The organism is Saccharobesus litoralis (assembly GCF_003063625.1).
Lineage (GTDB): Bacteria > Pseudomonadota > Gammaproteobacteria > Enterobacterales > Alteromonadaceae > Saccharobesus > Saccharobesus litoralis.
Window position 1 is genome coordinate 1,693,325 of record NZ_CP026604.1, and the last position, 18,761, is coordinate 1,712,085.

Genomic DNA, 18,761 nt, shown 5'->3' on the forward strand with positions numbered 1-18,761 from the left:
AGCAAATAATAACGATGAAAACAGTATTAATTACCGGCGCAGATCGCGGTATGGGGTTAGGGTTTGTTAAACATTACCTTAGCCAAGGCAAGCAAGTTATTGCCACTACCCGTCGAACTCAATCAAGCCAACACTTAGCTAAGCTAAAGGCGGAATACGCAGCACAATTGTTAGTTAAATCATTGGATTTAGGCCAACCAGAGTCAATTAAAAGCTTAGCTGATGAACTACAACAAGCTAATTATCAACTGGACTTGGTAATTAATAACGCCGGTATTTCATACGGCGAGCCTTTTGGCGAGTGGACAGCACCAGCGTTTAATCAGCATTTACAAATTAATACGCTAGGCCCCATGCTATTGAACCAAGCACTTGTACCTTGCTTGGCTGCGGGTTGTAAGTTAATTCAAATTTCATCAGGCATGGGCTCGATTGAATGGAATATAGGTGCAGATAATCCGTTAGATGCTTACGCAGCCAGTAAATGTGCGCTTAATATTTTGTCGCGCCGTTTAGCTGAAAAACTCAAATCACAAAATATTATTGTGCTAATGCTTAACCCTGGCTGGGTGCAAACTGATATGGGCGGTGCTGAAGCTCCTACGAGTATAGAGCAGGCAATCAAGGATATGACATCGACCATTGACAAGGTTAGTTTGGCAGACTCAGGCCAGTTTTTAGAAGCCGATGGTGCGTCCATTCCGTGGTAGGTGACTAGCGTTTTGACGTATCTCTTTTTCAAGTAGAGTGGTTAACACTTTCAAAAACTAGACGCATAGTTGGAACTATACGAGCAAGATGCATTCAGCGTAGGGTGGCCGGAGTCGGACGACTGCCGCGTTTATTCGCGGCACTTTTACTTGTGCTGGTTTATGCAAAAGCCACAATCAACCCTAAATTTGAGAGATTTTTCAAAACTAATCTCAAACGAAAATGAAGCAAACTGGCTGAAGGTATTTTTAGGTGAGGTATTTTTAGGTGGGTGTCTTGTTATTTTTAGTACCCAATATGCATTGTTCGAGGGTGAACACCAGCCGCGTAAAGCGTTTACCTCATTTATTTGAGTAAATCTCCTGTAGGTGCAGATTTATCTGCATAACACTGAAGTATCCGAGAACACGGATTAAACCACCGCCAACCTTGATTTAAATTTGGTGCTGTTTTTAAAATGGGTGTCTAGTTAAATTCTCTTAATATTTTGTCGCGCCGTTTAGCTGAAAAACTCAAATCACAAAACACCATTTTTAAACAGACACCCACCATTTTTAAACAGACACCCATTATTTATTATTACTTGCTGATATTGGTAATTTTTAAGAGGGTGTCTTGGTATTTCTTCTATTTCGTTACGGATTAGCCCTGATTTGGCGGTGATTTCCAGAACAAATCTCCTGTAGGTGCAGGTTTATCTGCATAACACTGAAGTATCCGAGAACACGGATTAAACCACCGCCAACCTTGGTTTAAATTTGGTGTTGCCTGTTTTTAAAATGGGTGTCTAGTTAATTTCTCGATACTCACGAGGAACGAGTGAAGCCAAGCTTTTTTGTGTTCTATGGCTTAATGGCTTTGTTAGTTTTACTTAATTTTCATAATCCAAACAACCGTCATTGCCGCTACTTGAAATCTTGCTTTCACTCGATAATTCGAGCTGTAAAATCCGTTTGGTTGGCCTACAAAATCTTCAGCATCATAAATTGAGAAATATGCAGCTCCATAGTACGAGCCGCGGTTTGAGAACCCGTATTTATAACCATTATCTGTAATCTGGGTTGATTCGTTAACCACACCACTTGTTGCTCCCCCTCGCAAATACAGGCCTTTCCCCGCTTCATATTTATCGCTATTTAGGTCTGGGGAATTTTGTCCATAAAGAGGTGATTCTGGATCTAAAATGATTTGTCCATTACATATAACCCACTCATCTCCTAACTCGGCAGGTACGCCTGTTAAGTCTTTGTGCCACGCTAAGATGGTTCCAACAGGGGCAGAAGGTAGCAAAGAAATGTCGTTTTGAACTTCACCTATATCTAATTGAAGGTTTTCTATTTCAGTAGAAAGCAAGCCTTTCTCATTTTGTAAATTTATTATCGACAGCTCTTGGTCGTCGATGGTTGTTGCTTGCTTGTTTAATGTTGATGTCAGTTGGCTGTTCTCATTCATAAGAGTTATTACTTGAGTAGATAGAGCATCCAATTGAGATTGCAATTGAGCTATGTCCTCCATGGTAGCTGTTTCTGCTGCAACCCCAAATACTGATTGGAACGTAATTGTTATTGCTAAAACTGGTTTTGTTAGAAATTTCATAGTGTATATATTCCTGTAATATATTAGCTTCGTGGATTGCCTTTTAAACTAACAACTTATTGATCGAAATTCACAGTTTCTAGTCTCATTCCGAACCATAAATCCAATCAATAAAAAACATTAATTTCATTAACTTAGCCACTTGAAAATTTAAGTCAACCACTAAATTTAATTGTAGAAACCGAGACTTGGATTAATTGAGAATCAAATGGCCTATTATGTAAACAATTTTAAACAGACACCCATTATTTAATAAAGTCCCCTTATTGACAAACCCTAAAAATGAATTAAATTAAACTGTATATAAACTCAGTGTTCAAATTGATTAGCAGGTGGACAATGGCAACCGCACGACGATCGCAAATTTGTTTAGAGGAAACCCAATATTATCACTGCATATCACGCTGTGTGCGCCGCGCGTTTTTGTGTGGTAACGACAAATTCACCACCAAAAACTTTGACCATCGTAAAGGTTGGATAGTCAAGCGCATCAAACAACTTGCCAGTATCTTTGCCATTGATATTGCGGCTTATGCCGTTATGAGTAACCACTATCATCTCGTGCTGCATGTTAACCGAGAAAAAGCTTTAGCATGGGATGACCAAACCGTATTAAAACAATGGGGATTACTATGTAAACCCAAACCCATTGTAGAGCGCTGGCTATCAGGTAATATCATCAGCCAGTCTGATAACCTCATTATTCAACAATGCGTGAGTGAATATCGCCAACGATTAATGGATATTAGTTGGTTTATGCGCTTTTTAAATGAACATGTTGCAAGGTTAGCCAATGATGAAGACAACTGCACAGGCCGATTTTGGGAAGGACGGTTTAAATCACAAGCCTTGTTAGATGAAACAGCATTACTGGCGTGTATGGCTTACGTGGACTTAAACCCCATTCGCGCTAATATCACGAATTCGTTGGAAACCTCTGATTACACCTCCATTCAAGAGCGTATGGGCTTACAACCTGAACCACAAACCAACCCAATTCTAGCAGGCGATAATGACCTAAACAACAATCAGCAAAACGACAAAGTCCAAACTTTACTAGAGGATAGGCTAGCATCAGTCCCATTAGCCCCCTTGCAGCGCTTTGCGGGTAACAGTCATATCGATAACGACAAACAAGCCATTCAACATGAACTGATTAATTACTTAGCATTGGTTGATTGGACGAGTCGACAAATTCACCCAAACAAACGCGGCAAAGTCGCAGCAGAGCATCCCACTATATTAACCACACTCAATATCACAGAAGATAATTGGCTCGCCTTTTCCAACCAAATAGAACAAGACTTTAGCCAAGCCATTGGTGCAGAAACCCGCTTACACAGTTTTGGACGCGCATTACATAAAAAACGCCATCGAGGTGTGGGTAAAGCCAAGCGCTATTACGCCATTCCAGCAGCATTGACATCAGCTTGAATACCGCCGAATAACAAAGAACGTAATATTAATCCCACCATCCCATCACGCGTTTATTCACGGCACTTTTACTTGTACAAGTTTAAGCAATTTCCACAACTAACCCTAAACTAGGGCGATTTTTCAAACCATTATCAAACAAAAATGTAGCAAACAGGCTTAATGGCGATATGTGTTTGCTATTCAACCCAAGTCGTTGGTTTATTTTTAAGATGGGTGTCTAGTTAATTGTAGTTAATTGATATTTTGTTTATTTTTAAAGATGGGTGTCTAGTTAATTGTTAATATTACCAACACTATATAGAACGTTTACTTGCTCTTGTTCTTTATAACAAGCAGGGCTACAACCAAAACTCGATTGAAAAGTATGCTGTTTTTTAGTTTCATCCGTGAAACTTACTACAGGATAGAACGAGTCATCTCTTCGAATTAACTCAATTACAGTGCCGTTTGCTGATAAAGCGTTGTCGATAAAATCTGACGTACTCTTTGTGATATACAAGCCGCTAAAAAACATCAAGGTACCAAGAATAAAATACAAGTATCCCACTTTAGTACTATTGTTCATCCAGTTGACGAAACTGATCATGCTTAAGTTACCTAACGCCGCAATATGGGGCGCGAAAAAGCTTGGCTATAATTAGGAACGAAGTGACGCAGCCAAGCTTTTTGCGTCCCTTCATAATTGCTTTGTTATATTGCCATTAACCATTTTGTAATAGCTAAAAATGTAAATACCAAGACCAACAATATATGCTACTGACGACATTATTTGAACAGAGTTACCTGTTAATCTATGGATAAAACTAGAATCCAAAATAGTTGAGCTTAGCAGTAGCATAAAAAACGGAAACATCATTAAAGCAATTAACCATTTATATTTTGGCTTTGTAATGGGGTAAGTTGAAAGAAACAACCCCAACTGAGACAAAACACCCCAAATTATAAAGGTCACTAATTTAATAAAACTTTCCTCACCAACACCATCTGAAAATGAAACCAATAAATAGGTTGACGCTATTGCGAAAAAACAAGCTACTATTCGAATAATGATTTTATTCATTTTTACCAGAGCCAAAAGGCAATATAACGCCCGCATAACGGGCTAATAAAGTTTGGCTATAATTAGTGAGGCACGAACTAAGCCAAACTTTATTAGTCCATGCGTTGATGCGTTTGTTATGTTTACGATTCGCCATATATCTCATGACGCAGCAAAGGTCTCACAATAGCAAGAACCACAACCATTGCGAATATTAAGCAACCAAATAATTTGTAAAAATGTATAAACCAAGTTTGCTCATAAAACTTAATTGGTGAATTAATAAGGCTTTCGATGTTGCCACTTATAGGTTGAGTTGTTTCATCAATATGCAATTTGTTTAATGCGCCCAAAGCGGTTTGATACTCTGAGGCGGGTACGAAGAGTATGCTTTCCGACGTATTAATTTTATAACTGATATCGTTGGCCTCAAGAGAGTTTACAATTTTTACTGCATTGCTCTTGGTAAGATCTGATACTAATGGTTTATAAACTGTGCTATCGCTAAACCACGCGGCTATAAAAAGAAATGCAATTAAGCCATATGAAAGATAAATGTATTTAGACTTGTTCTTCATTCCCTAACCATACTCTCCAGTAAACATAACGCCGCAATAAGTGGCGCACAAAAGCTTGGCTATAATGTGCGAGGTACGAGCGCAGCCAAGCTTTTTGCGTCCACCCTTAATTGCATTGTTATACGTATTTACGCAAGAATATCCTGGTTAACATCAGTTTCAAGTTGAAAGTTACCATCTTTATCAGGCCAAATACATTGGAGAGCTTGAAAATTGTCTTTTCCATAGTGCACTACAGCCGCTCGAAAATACTCTTCAACTTGATGAGAACTAACAGATAAAAATTTGACCGGATAGCCTTTTATTACTTCGTTACAAGTGTCACCATCGTTAAAAGTATATCCTTTCTTAATTAAATTCCCGATATTGTTTAAAAGTTTATGCATGAGTTCTGTTCTTAAACCAGACATTAATATTTCGGGGTGTTTTAATGTTTCTTGAAAACCGATGGTATAAGAAAAACTAGGAGATTCCTTTCGCAAAACGGAAAGTACATGCCAGCCATGTTTTTCTATGTCATGTTCTAGCTTTTCAAAAACGGTTGAACTGCTCACTGAACTTCCTTATACGTATAACAGTTTAGTAGACGGGCGAACCCTAACTATTACATCCGTCTATCACAACTTAAATTTTTAAAATATCGCTCTAGGCTACTGAAAACAAACCCCGCAATCAACCCTTTACAATACCCTGAGCAAATTACGGTTCAACCTTATGTTTTGCGTTAGTTCGGATTGAGTAAAATTGGCTGATAATCAGAGGCTATATTGCATTTGAAAACCAAGTTTGTAGCAGCTGTACAGCCATTGTCGAAATAAATTTCGACCTACACGGACGTAGGGAATGCCAATAAGCGTCGGGAACAGCGCATTATTTTATAAGATGGGTGTCTTGAGAATTGAGCAATGGAAAACCCTTAATTAGGTTTTATTTGATTATTTGCAGCTTTATGTAAGTCGATCAAATCGACAACGTTTGGCCATTGGTCGACCTCTTGATTAAAATAGCCTGAACTTAGGTAAAATTGGCGGATTTTACCTTGCAGCCTAAAGCGCGTAATCCCTAGGTTAATGGCTTGAATAATGGCGTTATTTGTGTTGCTTTGTTTTGTAACAATGTAATGGCGAGAATAGGGAATAGACAGTTTTATGTTACGAATGGGCTCAAGCTTAAAATGGTCTTCAGGGTAATTTTCGATTGGTGAAATAGTATACGAGAAGTCTGCAGCATGGAAGTAGAAAGGCCAGAGGACAAAGTCTGCATAACCCCTTTTGACTATGCTAAACATTTGAAACGCGGTGCGTTTTGATAACCGTTTACGCAAGGGTAGCTTGTTTAAAAGTTGCCAGTCATTAACCCAGAATTGATTGGACACGCCAGTTAAAGATTTGAAATCTTCTAAGGTTTCTATTTTTATGTTTAATGCTTTTTCGGGTGTAGTGTACAAGCCGAGTAGATATTCATTTTTTCGGTAAATCGCGTCGCTTTTTTCTACTCCTTCATTGATTAGATTTGACCAAGATGTTTCCCCCATCATATGGGCTTTTCCTTCCAACACGAGTTTTTCAGCGTGTTGGTAGTCAAAAGCCGGAATAAAGCGAAATTGGCTTTTTAAGCCACCAGCATTAAGCAATTGGCATAGTAGGTGAATTTCAACTGCGCCACGATAGGGGCTAGTTAATGCCTGATATTGTTGCTGGTAACAAGGCACTGAGTTTGTCATATGTAGGTATTTTGTACTGTGATAACGCGAGGTGGCAATATTAATATCTAATACTTGAGCAGATACGCAGGAGGTGATGGCTAAATAAAGATAACAAACTATTAACCCAGCCAATAATTTAAACACCACTTAACCCCGCTTGCTGTATGCTTATCTATTTTTATAGAGTGATTCATTATTTTAAGTATCAGTATAGCTTAGTTACTTGAAGCTCAAGAAAACTAAGGGTTATTAATTACCCACTTTTTAGCTGAAAAGTTGATTAACCTACCCTTGTTATTTAGCGGTAATATCTATAAATTGGCTTTATTACTAGTGCAATTACCCATTTCTAGCGACAATCCTTTTATGTTAAATATTGATGTAGATAATCTAGCCGTTTTATTGGTTGAGCCTTCCTCAATGCAACGCAAGTTGATGGTTCGAGAGCTGAATAAATTAGGGATTAAAAATATTGAAGAAGCGAGTAATATTGAACAAGGTATCGACCAGTGCTTAGAGTTTAAGCCTGATCTGGTTTGCAGCGCGTATTACTTTGATGATGGTACGGCGATTGATTTACTACAAAGCTTCGCTGTGTTTGATGACATGAAAGAAAGTTTGTTTATGTTAGTCAGCAGTGAGTATCGCTGTGCACAGCTTGAAATATTCAGACAAAGTGGCGTAGTTGCCATTTTGCCTAAACCGTTTGCAGCAGCACAATTACAGTCAGCATTTGATAACGTATTCTGTTTACTCAACCCACAAGAGCTTGAATTAGACGGAATTTACGAAGAAGAATTAAAAATTCTGTTGGTAGATGACAGCGACACAGCACGTAATCACATTAAGCGCGTATTCCGTAATTGTGGTGTCGAGCAAATCGATGAAGCGTCGGACGGCCAAGAAGCGATTTCGCTAGTTGAGCACAATAATTACGACTTAGTGGTGACTGATTTACACATGCCTGTGATGGATGGGCAAGAGTTAACCGACTTTATTCGCAATTTTTCAAACAAGCCGGATATTCCGATTTTAATGGTGACGTCTGAGCAAAACAGCGCCAAATTACAAGCGGTGCAAAATAGTGGAATTAATTCATTATGTGATAAGCCGTTTGAACCCACCGTGGTAAAACAGGTTATATACTCATTATTAGGGCACGAGCACGAACTGGAAGCCTAAGCTTATTTTTTGAATTAGCTCAGCTTTATGAGCCAATTTAATAACTTAATAAATTAACTAAAACAACAAAAAGGCCAGTTATCAAAACTGGCCTTTTCTTTTTACACTATAAAGTGTGTATAGGTGAGAATTGATTAAGGCTGACTTAGATCCACTGTCCAACGCTCGGCTGGGCAAGCCTGCATGCCGTAGTAGTCACATACACGACTTGATGGCGTATTGTTGTCAATCTTTTCAATAAAGGGATCAGGGAAGCCAATCATTTCTAAGCCTTCAATATTAATATTAAAGTTGTAATCCACACCCGGTTCATTGTGGTCAATGATGGCACTGGTTGATGGACCAAGATAAATTTGCCCACGGCCTGCCCACATTTCTTCCGTTGGCAAACATACGTTTTCACAGGTTTGGTTAGTACTTGAGAAGTAGTTCAACTGGTTTTGTTTTAAGTGAGCATTAGTGCCATAGTTAGCAGTCACGTTGTACACGTATGATTCAGCAAACCAACCCGGTTTTAAGTTGTGGCGCTGGTGCACCGCATCTAAACAAGATTTGATTGGGTTGATACGCGCCGCCCATTGATTAACACCACGCTGGTAAGGCTGGGCTGAACAGCCTTCACCATAGGTTTCATTCACTTCGGCCTTCCATGAATCACGCGTATAGCTTTGTCCTGCTGGGCTAAATAGCTCAACAAAACCATCGTCTACGCGCACCGCTTGTCCACAACCATTAGCGGTAACACCGTTAACTTGCACAGAGCCATTTTCTTGGAAGTGCGGGCCAAACATCAATGGGGCTAAACAATCGGTACCAATGACGTTTTCAGCAAAAATATCACGCACGCCACCTTTGCCATATTCTTTCATGGTTAAGTTGTCGGTTTCGATACGTAAGGTAATACCGCCTTGGCTATGAATGTTACGGAATAGAATGTTATCCGCACCATACATTTGTACTAGGCCGTAGCCAAACAGTGAGTTTCTTTGGTCTACGTTTTCGATAATACCGTTGACTGGCCAGTGAATATCATTGTCGCGTTCAGTAATACCCACCATGAATGAAGCAAAGATTGTTTTACCGTCTTCAATAGTAAAGTTAGCAAACTTAAAGTTTTCGATATCGCCCATTTTGAATACGGCGGTACGAATGTTAGGCGCGTTGCGTAGGTCAACTGTGAAGCCGTCACCTAAGCCAACCATGCTGACATTTTCAACCTTGCCTTGGTTGCCGTTTCCGGTTTCGAACATCCATACATTGTAGCCGCCACCTTCAGCCATGTAGAAGGTTGCACCAGCATCGACTTCCATATGGACATTTGAGCGTAAGTGTAAGCTGCGGAAGTAGTAATCACCTGCAGGCAACACTAACTTACCACCACCGTGGTTAAGGCTAATGTCGTCTAATGCCAATTGCATGCTAGCCGTGTCGTCTAGGGTATCTGTTACGTTGACAGCATAGTCAACGACTGCGTTGCGTTGAACATTGTACGACGCTGGTGGCGTGTAAAAATCACTATCTACCACAGCAATCGGTTGTGGACGAGGGTTAGAGGTATAGGTGTTGCTGCCATCATGGAAACCATAATCAGGTAATTCCACTAATGTGGTCACAGAGACACCGTACTCGTTGTCACCAACTAATACATAATCGTCAATGATGACTTTATCGCCGGTTTCTAATCCACCGAAGAAGAAAGACGGCAATACATCAACAATGTCGCTACCATTAGCTAATTGCCATGACTCTGGAATGGTGAAAATGGGTGAATTGGTATTGGCATCTACAAAGGTCACTTCAACCCACTCACCAAAGTTGCTGGCACTGACTGAAGCGGTATAGTCAGCGGTAACGGCTTGCGCAGCTGCTACTTTCTCAAATTTGTTCGAGCCGCTAATATTCCAAGGCAGTAGATGGTGTTTAATGACTACGTCATCGGTACCGACATTACCGTCTGCTTTTTCAACTTTAACGCGTAAGGTGACAGAGCGAACTTCAGTGTTGATTTGACCACCACCTAGCGCGCCACTCCATGGGTTAGCGGTGCCCCATTTGTGCCACAGTAACGAATGATTACCAATCGCGCTGCCATCGTTAACATCGGTATAGCCGATCGCTTTACTATTTTGATAGCCAGTACCTTCTTCTAAAGCAATAGCGCCAAAGCCATTAAGAATAAAACCCCAACCACCGTTTTGGGCGACGGTTGCTGCTTCAAAGTCGTATTCAATACTAAAGTCGGTTGGAATAGCTAAAGGCTCACCTACTGTTGATGTTGCAGAGTAGTCATCTAAATAAATTTTGTCGCCCACTTCGGTATTGGCAAATTTAAATTCAGGATAAATTTGTAATTCGCCACCTGTTGCATGGAACCAAGTTGAAGGAATAGTAAAGTCGATACCATTTGTGCCTTCAATAACAAAGTCAACTTCTACCCAGTCGGTACTACCGGCCGGAATAGTACCCACTAAGCGTGGTGATGCTTCAATACCCGCTGGATAGTTGACACTCTTATTGCCAGCTACAAGGCCGTAAGGCATAAGGTAGTGGATAACTTCAATATCTTTTTCAGAGACGAGATCGGTTTTTGCCCACAGTTTTACCGTATTGATAGTATGACCAAAGTTATGGAACATGGCGGTAAATGGGTTGGCATTCCAGTCTTGCAAATAGGTACCGTTTTGCTCAGGGTTAACATTAACGCTGGCATCTGTGTATGACATGGCTGAACCCGTGCGGCCTTGGTTTTCTTCAAAAGCTAACGTACCGCGATCCATAATAGAGTAAATCCAACCTTGGCTGCCTTGGCCGCCTGCCACTTCGTTAACATCAAAGTTGTAAGTGAAGGTTAGGTTGTCTTCTAGCGCAAATTCACCATTGCTGCCTGTGGCACCAGACAGTGACGCTACTGCTGTCGTAAAGTTACCGTTTGTGCTTCCTCCCGTATTACCACCAGAACTACCACCTGATCCATCACCAGAGCCTGAGTTGTTATCATCATCAACTGGCTCACAACAAGCGTTAGCGACTGGTTCGTTACCGATAAGGTAGTCGTCCACGTACACTTTATCGCCTACGTCTAAGCCGTCGAATAAGAATTGTGGATAAACTTGAATGTTTGAGCTGCCATCAAAATGCACCCAGGTATCAGGGATGGTAAATTGAGCAAGACCTGTTTTGCTGTCTACAAACTCAACTTGTACCCAAGTATTATTGGCAGATGCAGGGATCACCATTTCATATTCAGGACTTTGTTCTAAGCCGGCATTAATCGTATTGCCTTTGGTGTCGTCCACTAATGGATATGGCACTAAATTGTGACGAACCGTAACGTTGCCAGCTGTGGCTTTTTCAACCTTTACCCATAATGAAACTGACTCTAAGGTTTTGCCGTGGGCATTTGCTAAAAAGTCTGTCCAAGGGTTGATGTTGTCTTTGTTAGTACGGTTGTTAAAACGAAAGCCATTTTGGGTAATATTGCTGTTGGTGCTGGTATCTTGATAAGCATAAGCGGCTGTACCGTTTTGACCAGCTGATCCTTCAAATGTCATCACACCGCGGTTTAGGGTTGGGTATACCCAACCTTCCCAGTTGTTGTTTTCCATCTGAATTTGGTTAAGGTTAAAGTTGTAACTAAATTCACCTTCGTTAACCGGGTTGCTGGTGCTGATCTCTTCTTCAGGTTCCGTTTCGACTGGCTCGCCTTCTATACCGCTAATCTGATAGTTATCAATATAGACTTTGTCGCCGACATCTAACCCAGCGAATAAAAACTCAGGATAGACTTGAATCGCAGAGCTGCCATCGTAATGTTGCCATGAGGTTGGAATCGTAAAGTCAGTTGAGTTATTGTTGATTTCAACTAACTGAACTTGTAGCCAATTGCCGTTTTCTGAGGCTGGAATGGTCGCTTGATACTCTGGGCTAACCGCTCTACCGGCGGCAATTTGTGCGCCTTTAGTATCGTCAACGATAGGATAAGGCACTAAATTGTGTTGGATGGTTACCTCACCCGGTGTCGCTTTTTCTACTTTCACCCAAATCGTCGCGCTTTGAATAATGTCGCCGTGCGACTCTAGGTTGGCGAAAACATCTGTCCATGGGTTGATATTGGCTTGATTGATACGATTGTTAAAACGTAAGCCGTTTTGCGAAAGCGTAGTGTTAGTACTGGTATCTTGGTAAGAATAAGCAGCGCTACCATCTTCACCGGCACCCACTTCAAATGCCATCACACCACGGTTTTGGGTTGGATACACCCAACCTTCCCAGTTGTTATTTTCGGTTTGAATTTGATCGGTATTAAAGTTGTAGCTAAGCGAGAATGTACCTTCTTCGCTATAACGCAGATCGTCTAGTGGGTAGGCATCTTCACTGTCATTGTAGCCGTCACCATCAGTGTCGGCGTTGAAAGGATCGGTGCCATTGTTGACTTCATCATCATCACTGATGCCATCATTGTCATCGTCAGGATCGGCATTATTACCCATGCCATCGCCATCAGCATCCGCTGATTCAGTCGCGTCAAGCGGGAAGATATCTAAGCCGTCGTTAACACCATCGCCATCTGAATCGGCATTGAGTGGGTCAGTACCAGTAGCGACTTCTTCAATGTCGTTAACGCCATCGTTATCATCATCCAGATCGCTGTTATTGCCGATACCGTCATTGTCAGTATCAAGCCATTCGTTGGCGTCTAACGGGAAGACGTCTTCTAAGTCGTTATAGCCGTCAGCGTCTGTATCTGGGTTGAGTGGATCGGTACCGTTAGCTAGCTCATCGGTATCACTCACGCCATCGTTATCGTCATCCAGATCGCTGTTATTGCCGATACCATCGTTGTCGGTATCAAGCCACTCACTGGCATCTAATGGAAAAACATCCACTAAATCGCTGTAAATATCGCCATCAGTGTCTGGGTTGAGTGGATCGGTACCGTTAGCTAGCTCATCTAAGTCACTTAAGCCGTCGTTATCGTCATCAAGATCAGCGTTGTTACCTGCACCATCGGCATCTGTGTCTATCCACTCGCTAGGATCAAGCGGGAACACATCTACTAAATCGTTGAAGCTGTCGCCGTCTGTATCTGGGTTTAGTGGGTTAGTGCCGTTGGCTTGTTCATCTGTGTCACTCACACCATCGTTATCATCGTCAAGATCGGCGTTATTACCTGTACCGTCACCGTCGGTATCAAGCCATTCGTTTGGGTCGAGTGGAAAAACATCAGTACCGTCAATACTGCCATCGGCATCGGTATCTGGATTTCTTGGTTGCAGACCGGCGGCTAGCTCGTCGATATCTGAGATGCCATCATTGTCATCGTCGAGATCATCACCGTTTTTAATGCCATCACAGTCAAAGTCTTTACCGTTGGCATTGCCTTGGCCGGTACTTTTGTCATGGTTGGGTTGGCAGGTTGCATTTGCCTGTGCGCCGCCGATATTTTTATCAGGTTTTGCCACTACGTTACTGCTTGCACCCACTAATAGTGCAGAAAACAGCAGTGCGCGGTTTCTTGAATAAAACTTCATTAATTGTTCCCCTTAGGGTTGTAAATCAATTGCATGGTGTGTTTCACACAATCTTTTGTTATTAAAGATTTGTGATTTATTGTTATATCAATGTAAACATCATATGTATAATGCTGTATTGCATGATTTAGGTCAAGCGCTTGCTCGTTTTTACTAAGTGAAAAAGGTCATCAATTAGCCATGTTGGCTGGTGTGGTTTAAGACATGAAAAAGGTAATAGTCTTTACAGTTTTCATCGTAAATAGCTGTTTATTCGTGATTTTGTCTGAGTTGGTAATTAAATGAAGGCTGTCAGGTATAGCGAGTTTTTAAGACATTAGCGGTTTTTAGATATAGAAAAATCTTATTAAAAAAGACAGGGTTGTTTTTTTTGATTGCTTTTTGCAGTCAGGTATTAATGAGTGGGAGGAGTCGCACGACACCCATTGCTATTGTTCGGTTGTTTTGTTCCGCTCACTCATATAATGAGCAGCAGAACGGTCTAGCGTAATAATATGTTCATTCCACCAATCAGTTAAAAATAATAATATTTGCTGAACGGGGGCGTTAAATTTACTGATTTTTTCGCGGAGATCACGCGTTTCGAGTAATAACTTTTGATGGGCGAGTTTGTGTTGATCTAAATTCGGGTAGTGCGCTTTCTCCATCATTTTTTCTTCAGCGGTAAAATGCTTAATGGTGTATTTTTCTATATCCAAAAGGAGTTTATTGACTTGTTCGCTGTCTTCTTCATGATTTAAGTTTTGATTACATTTTTGAATTAAATCAAAAATGACTTTATGGTCGTGATCCATCAACGCATTGTCTAGCATATAATCTGGCTGCCAACATATCGATGTTCTGGCCTGTTGGGTTTGTTTAGTTGCTACAGCATGGGTAATAAAGTCAACGAGGGTTTTTTGGTTGTATGGCTTTTCAAGCAGCAAGGACGGGTCTAGCCGACCTGATGTTGAAAAGGCGGAAGCGCTATAGTAACCAGATGCATAGCGCACAGGTATGTTAGGAAATAAAGTGGATACTTGGTTTGCCAAATCAAACCCTGATTCACTTTCGAGTAAAATATCGGTTAATACAAGAAATATATCGGTTCGTTGTTTTAATAAAGCTAATGCTTGGCTGCTCGACTCAGCGGTAATACAGGCAATGCCAACTTGATTTAACATTTCGCTTGCCATTTGTAGCATAGATGATTCATCGTCTACATAGAGTAAAACCCCGCTAAGGTCATGACTTTTTAGCATTTCTTTATGAGTCGTTGGGGTTAATTTATCGTCGGCAAAGCGTGGAAACAAGAGTTTAAAAATACTTCCTTTTCCTAGCGTGCTATCTAATTTTATTGTGCCTTGACTCGATTGCATAAAGCCAAAGACAGAAGCTAAACCCAATCCTGTTCCTTTGCCTTTAGGTTTAGTCGTGAAGAAGGGATCAAAAATTTTATTTTGAATGTCTTGGTTGATTCCTACCCCTTGGTCTTGAATGGTGAGTTGCACATAATCACCCGCGCTGCATTGATAATAATGTTTTGCATCGTAGGCTGAAACGCTTAAGTTTTCGCTACTAATGAGTACATCGCCACCATTAATCATTGCATCGCGCGCATTGATAACAAGGTTTAATAATGCATTTTCAAAGTCGTTTTTATTAATATTTACTGCCCATAAATTATCTTGTAAACGATAATTGAGTTGCATGTTTTTATTAATCGCTTGATTCAGTAGCTCTGCTACTTCGTTAATAACCGTGTTAAGGGTAATGGCTTGTTTTTCATGTCCGTGACTGCGTGAAAAACCCAACAATTGCTTGGTTAATACAACAGCGCGTTGGGCTGATTTTTGAATATTGCACAGCTTTTGGTAATTTAAGTCGTTTGGTTCTGTTTTGAGCTTGAGTAATTCAATATTACCTAAAACAATCCCCATGATATTGTTATAGTCATGGGCAATACTGCTAACCACACGACCAACCGACTCCATTTTTTGAGCTTGGATCAAGGCAGCTTCGGTGAGCTTGTTTTCGGTTATGTCCCTAATACTTCCCACAAGGTTTATGGCATTTGTAATTGGGTTGATAAAGTAGCTTTTTCGAGTGGCAATGTATCTATTACCTTGTAATGTTTCAAGCTCATCTTGATGCTCAACTTTTTGCCGTTGTTTTACTACAACTTCATCTTGTTCTTGACTGCGTATAGCAAAAGCCTGGGGAAACAAATCAGGATCCGATTTGCCAAGTATATCTTGGCGTTTGCGCCCAACAAGTAAGCAAAAGGCGTCGTTTACTTCACTGTATTGTTTGTGTTGGTCTTTAACAAAAACGGGATCGGGCAAGCTATTTAATAACCCGAGCAAAAAGCTTCTGTTGTTTTCTAATTTTATTTCTAAGTTGTGCTTTTGCGTAACATTACTGGCGATAATAATGTGCAGAGGATCTTGATACCCTGAGCAATTTGCTTGGGAACGAGTAATTTGTAGCCAAGAGACTGCCCCCGTTTTTTCCTTCCATTGTATATGTTCATTTTGGTTATTATTCACTGGACACTGAGTCGATTGAATTAAACTACGCGACTGTGGTTCGAATTTAGTTAATTCAGCTACTGAAAGTTGATTTAAGCGCATGGCTTCTAAGCCAACGAGTTGAGCAAAGGCTTTATTAAAGGTAATCACGGTTGATTGCTGGATAACACAAAGAGCCTGTGGCATTGATTCGATAATTGTATGTAAATAGCGTTCTTTTTGCTCAATTGCGTGCTGCTGTGCGAGTTGCTCACTAATATCGCGTACCGTGGCTACGATAAAGTCATGTGCATGATGGCTAATAAATTTGGCGCTTATTTCAACCGGTATTCGCTTTCCTGATTGGCTTATATGCTCAGATTGGTATTTAGTACCTTGCGTATCGGCTAGGTGCTGTAAATTGTTTTGCCAGTCTTGTAGATTATTATATTTAGCGCCAAACTGATAAATCTTGAGCTTTTGCAATTCTTGTTTGCTATAGCCCAGCATTTGACAAGATTTTATATTGCAATCGATAACCTGCGCAGTATTCGCCTCAATAATGTATAAAGCATCATTGGCTTGTTCGACCAAATCTTTAAATAAGGTGAGCGCTTGTTCTTTTTGCTCTAGCGTGTTGATGTTTTTGCTGATTGTCAGTTGAACGTGTTGTAAAAGGGTATCTAACTCGTGTAATTCAGGCGGTTTGCAATTAGTTTTTAGCTGTAATTCAGCTGGCAATGCGTCGGTTTGTGCAAGTTGCTGGATACGGCTTAATAGATTATTGAATGGCTTGGTAATTTGGCGTTTTAATAACCAGACGAAAATAAAAGTAGATAAAAGTACAATGGCGCCAATAACAAGTGATGCATAGATAAACTTATTGACTAAAGTCGCGCGTTGCTCGCTAAGGTTAGACAGCATTAGAATAGCGCCACGTCGGCTTGCGCGTAACTCATGCGGTAAACGTTCTAATGCCAGTGGATAATAGGCTGTGATTTGATAGCTGCCTTGATCTGTCGTTACGATAGGACTTCTGCTGTCTAGTACTCCTTGAATAGCGTTGCTTGAAAACGCAAACGGTGTGTCGGCAATATGTTTGTTTATGTATTGGAAATGATTCGCCGCCCAAATATTATAATTTTCATCAATTGCCAACAGTAAGTCGTAGTTAGTATAAATACCACGACTGGCTAATGAAGCTTTTGCCCCAAGACTGTCTTGTTTGATGAGTTGGCGTTCCATCTCCCTTTGTAAAATTGAAATATCTTTGCGGATCTGTTTTTCGTTAACCGTGTAAATGTCTTGCTCAAGTTGATTGAATAACAACCAACTGCCCGTTAGCCATATGGCAGACGAGCATAATATAGCAACTAATATCACTTGTGTTTCAAGGCGGATGGCTTTCATATTATTTGTGTTTTAGTTCCAAAAGTAGGCTGGTGTCTATTATGTTTTTGGCATTAATTTGTTGCTGTAATAAGCCGCGTTCTTGCATGAGTGTTGCAAGCTGATTTAAGTTTTGTATTAATGTTTGTGGTTGCTTAAACGTGGTTACACTTTGTTGCGCGTTAGGAATAGTTAAGCCAGAAAATGCCTTTTGCAGCAGTGTGGTGTTAATGGCCAATCGTTGGCTAATTTTATGATGCGCGGTAATTGGATCCTTTTGTAGGTAATCAACCCCCTGTAAATAGCCCCGCAAAACAGTTTTAACTTGTTGGCGCTGGTTAACTAATATATCGCCTCTAACAACTAATACATCGATGATGCGTTGAGGTATATGACTACTATCAAATATAACTCGGCCACCTAAACTTACAATTTTACTTAGTGCAGGTTCAAAGGTAATTAGGCCATCGGTTTTGTTAAAGCATTCGAGATGGATATCGACAGTACAGGGCACAACGGTAATATCACTAATGACTAAATTAGCACGTGAAAGAACCGCATCAAGCATAATGGCACCAACGGCGGTACTTTCAACTCCAATGCGTTTATTGCGAATGTCGTTAATAGATGTAATGGTGGGATTGACAACTAAGGCGTCGCCACCTGAAGAATAATCCATTATTGCAATGATTTTTATATCAAGCCCGTCATCAATTAGGGTAAAGGCTTCATCTGCGGTTAAAGCGGCCATTTCTAAGGTGCCATTGCGCATGGCATGTAATACATCAGATGCCGAGGCGAGTTCAATCAGCTTGATATTATCATCCTGATAGTAGTTCATACTCTGCGCTAGATATAACGGCTCATAACCAGGCCAAGTATTGGTGCCTATGCTTAAAGACTCTGATTGCTGCTTAATACACCCTAACAGCAATCCACCCAATAAACATAACTGTACTAAGTGACGTCCATAATAATGTCTCATGCAGTGATTCCTTATTGAGCAAAATATTGAGCTATGCGCTTAATCCATTGCCTGTAATATCGCCAAATATGATAATTTAGAATTGATTAAATTAGTCTTTTATAAAGTATAGGTGAGCT

At 40.6% G+C, this 18,761-nt stretch carries 12 protein-coding genes; 3 read left to right on the forward strand and 9 right to left on the reverse strand.

Annotation, left to right across the window (positions count from 1 at the left end):
* Nucleotides 1-14 precede the first annotated feature (14 nt).
* Nucleotides 15-710, forward strand: coding sequence for an SDR family oxidoreductase (locus tag C2869_RS05945; protein ID WP_108602079.1), 696 nt, complete (start codon nucleotides 15-17; stop codon nucleotides 708-710).
* A gap of 868 nt (nucleotides 711-1,578) precedes the next feature.
* Here C2869_RS05945 and C2869_RS05955 read toward each other — a convergent pair.
* Nucleotides 1,579-2,307 carry a hypothetical protein gene (locus C2869_RS05955; protein WP_108602081.1) on the reverse strand — a complete coding sequence of 243 codons (729 nt, stop codon included), beginning with the start codon at nucleotides 2,305-2,307 and terminating at the stop codon, nucleotides 1,579-1,581.
* A gap of 339 nt (nucleotides 2,308-2,646) precedes the next feature.
* On the opposite strand from C2869_RS05955, the gene C2869_RS05960 reads away from it, so the two are divergent.
* On the forward strand, nucleotides 2,647-3,741 hold the full coding sequence (locus tag C2869_RS05960) for a transposase (protein ID WP_108602082.1): 1,095 nt from the start codon (nucleotides 2,647-2,649) through the stop codon (nucleotides 3,739-3,741).
* Between the two features lie 274 nt (nucleotides 3,742-4,015).
* On the opposite strand, the gene C2869_RS05965 is transcribed toward C2869_RS05960, so the two are convergent.
* From C2869_RS05965 to C2869_RS05985, 5 genes are all read right to left on the reverse strand, one after another.
* Entirely contained in the window at nucleotides 4,016-4,330 is a 315-nt protein-coding gene (locus tag C2869_RS05965; protein ID WP_159084060.1) for a DUF3592 domain-containing protein, read from the reverse strand.
* Between the two features lie 90 nt (nucleotides 4,331-4,420).
* Complete coding sequence (locus tag C2869_RS05970; protein ID WP_108602084.1) at nucleotides 4,421-4,804, reverse strand: hypothetical protein; 384 nt, start codon at nucleotides 4,802-4,804, stop codon at nucleotides 4,421-4,423.
* Nucleotides 4,805-4,926: 122 nt separating this feature from the next.
* Nucleotides 4,927-5,361 (reverse strand): hypothetical protein, encoded by a 435-nt coding sequence (locus C2869_RS05975; RefSeq protein ID WP_108602085.1) that lies wholly within the window; start codon nucleotides 5,359-5,361, stop codon nucleotides 4,927-4,929.
* A 128-nt stretch (nucleotides 5,362-5,489) separates the two neighbouring features.
* Nucleotides 5,490-5,915 (reverse strand): DUF4262 domain-containing protein, encoded by a 426-nt coding sequence (locus C2869_RS05980; RefSeq protein WP_108602086.1) that lies wholly within the window; start codon nucleotides 5,913-5,915, stop codon nucleotides 5,490-5,492.
* A gap of 362 nt (nucleotides 5,916-6,277) precedes the next feature.
* A complete protein-coding gene (locus C2869_RS05985) occupies nucleotides 6,278-7,210 on the reverse strand; it encodes a hypothetical protein (protein ID WP_159084061.1) in 933 nt (310 codons plus the stop codon).
* Between the two features lie 132 nt (nucleotides 7,211-7,342).
* Between C2869_RS05985 and C2869_RS05990 the strand changes: the two genes are divergently transcribed.
* Nucleotides 7,343-8,248 (forward strand): response regulator transcription factor, encoded by a 906-nt coding sequence (locus tag C2869_RS05990; protein WP_228710779.1) that lies wholly within the window; start codon nucleotides 7,343-7,345, stop codon nucleotides 8,246-8,248.
* A 134-nt stretch (nucleotides 8,249-8,382) separates the two neighbouring features.
* On the opposite strand, the gene C2869_RS05995 is transcribed toward C2869_RS05990, so the two are convergent.
* The 3 genes from C2869_RS05995 to C2869_RS06005 form a co-directional block, all read right to left on the reverse strand.
* Nucleotides 8,383-13,779 carry a hypothetical protein gene (locus C2869_RS05995; protein ID WP_108602088.1) on the reverse strand — a complete coding sequence of 1,799 codons (5,397 nt, stop codon included), beginning with the start codon at nucleotides 13,777-13,779 and terminating at the stop codon, nucleotides 8,383-8,385.
* A 428-nt stretch (nucleotides 13,780-14,207) separates the two neighbouring features.
* Nucleotides 14,208-17,678 carry a bacteriohemerythrin gene (locus C2869_RS06000; RefSeq protein WP_108602089.1) on the reverse strand — a complete coding sequence of 1,157 codons (3,471 nt, stop codon included), beginning with the start codon at nucleotides 17,676-17,678 and terminating at the stop codon, nucleotides 14,208-14,210.
* Nucleotide 17,679: 1 nt separating this feature from the next.
* Nucleotides 17,680-18,642: an ABC transporter substrate-binding protein gene (locus C2869_RS06005; protein WP_108602090.1), complete on the reverse strand. Its 963-nt coding sequence runs from the start codon at nucleotides 18,640-18,642 to the stop codon at nucleotides 17,680-17,682.
* Nucleotides 18,643-18,761 lie beyond the last annotated feature (119 nt).

Excerpts from the sequence above, each read along its gene's own strand:
- C2869_RS05945 (WP_108602079.1), top strand. The coding sequence starts at position 15 with ATGAAAACAGTATTAATTACCGGCGCAGATCGCGGTATGGGGTTAGGG.
- C2869_RS05955 (WP_108602081.1), bottom strand. The coding sequence starts at position 2,307 with ATGAAATTTCTAACAAAACCAGTTTTAGCAATAACAATTACGTTCCAA.
- C2869_RS05960 (WP_108602082.1), top strand. The coding sequence starts at position 2,647 with ATGGCAACCGCACGACGATCGCAAATTTGTTTAGAGGAAACCCAATAT.
- C2869_RS05965 (WP_159084060.1), bottom strand. The coding sequence starts at position 4,330 with ATGATCAGTTTCGTCAACTGGATGAACAATAGTACTAAAGTGGGATAC.
- C2869_RS05970 (WP_108602084.1), bottom strand. The coding sequence starts at position 4,804 with ATGAATAAAATCATTATTCGAATAGTAGCTTGTTTTTTCGCAATAGCG.
- C2869_RS05975 (WP_108602085.1), bottom strand. The coding sequence starts at position 5,361 with ATGAAGAACAAGTCTAAATACATTTATCTTTCATATGGCTTAATTGCA.
- C2869_RS05995 (WP_108602088.1), bottom strand. The coding sequence starts at position 13,779 with ATGAAGTTTTATTCAAGAAACCGCGCACTGCTGTTTTCTGCACTATTA.
- C2869_RS06000 (WP_108602089.1), bottom strand. The coding sequence starts at position 17,678 with ATGAAAGCCATCCGCCTTGAAACACAAGTGATATTAGTTGCTATATTA.
- C2869_RS06005 (WP_108602090.1), bottom strand. The coding sequence starts at position 18,642 with ATGAGACATTATTATGGACGTCACTTAGTACAGTTATGTTTATTGGGT.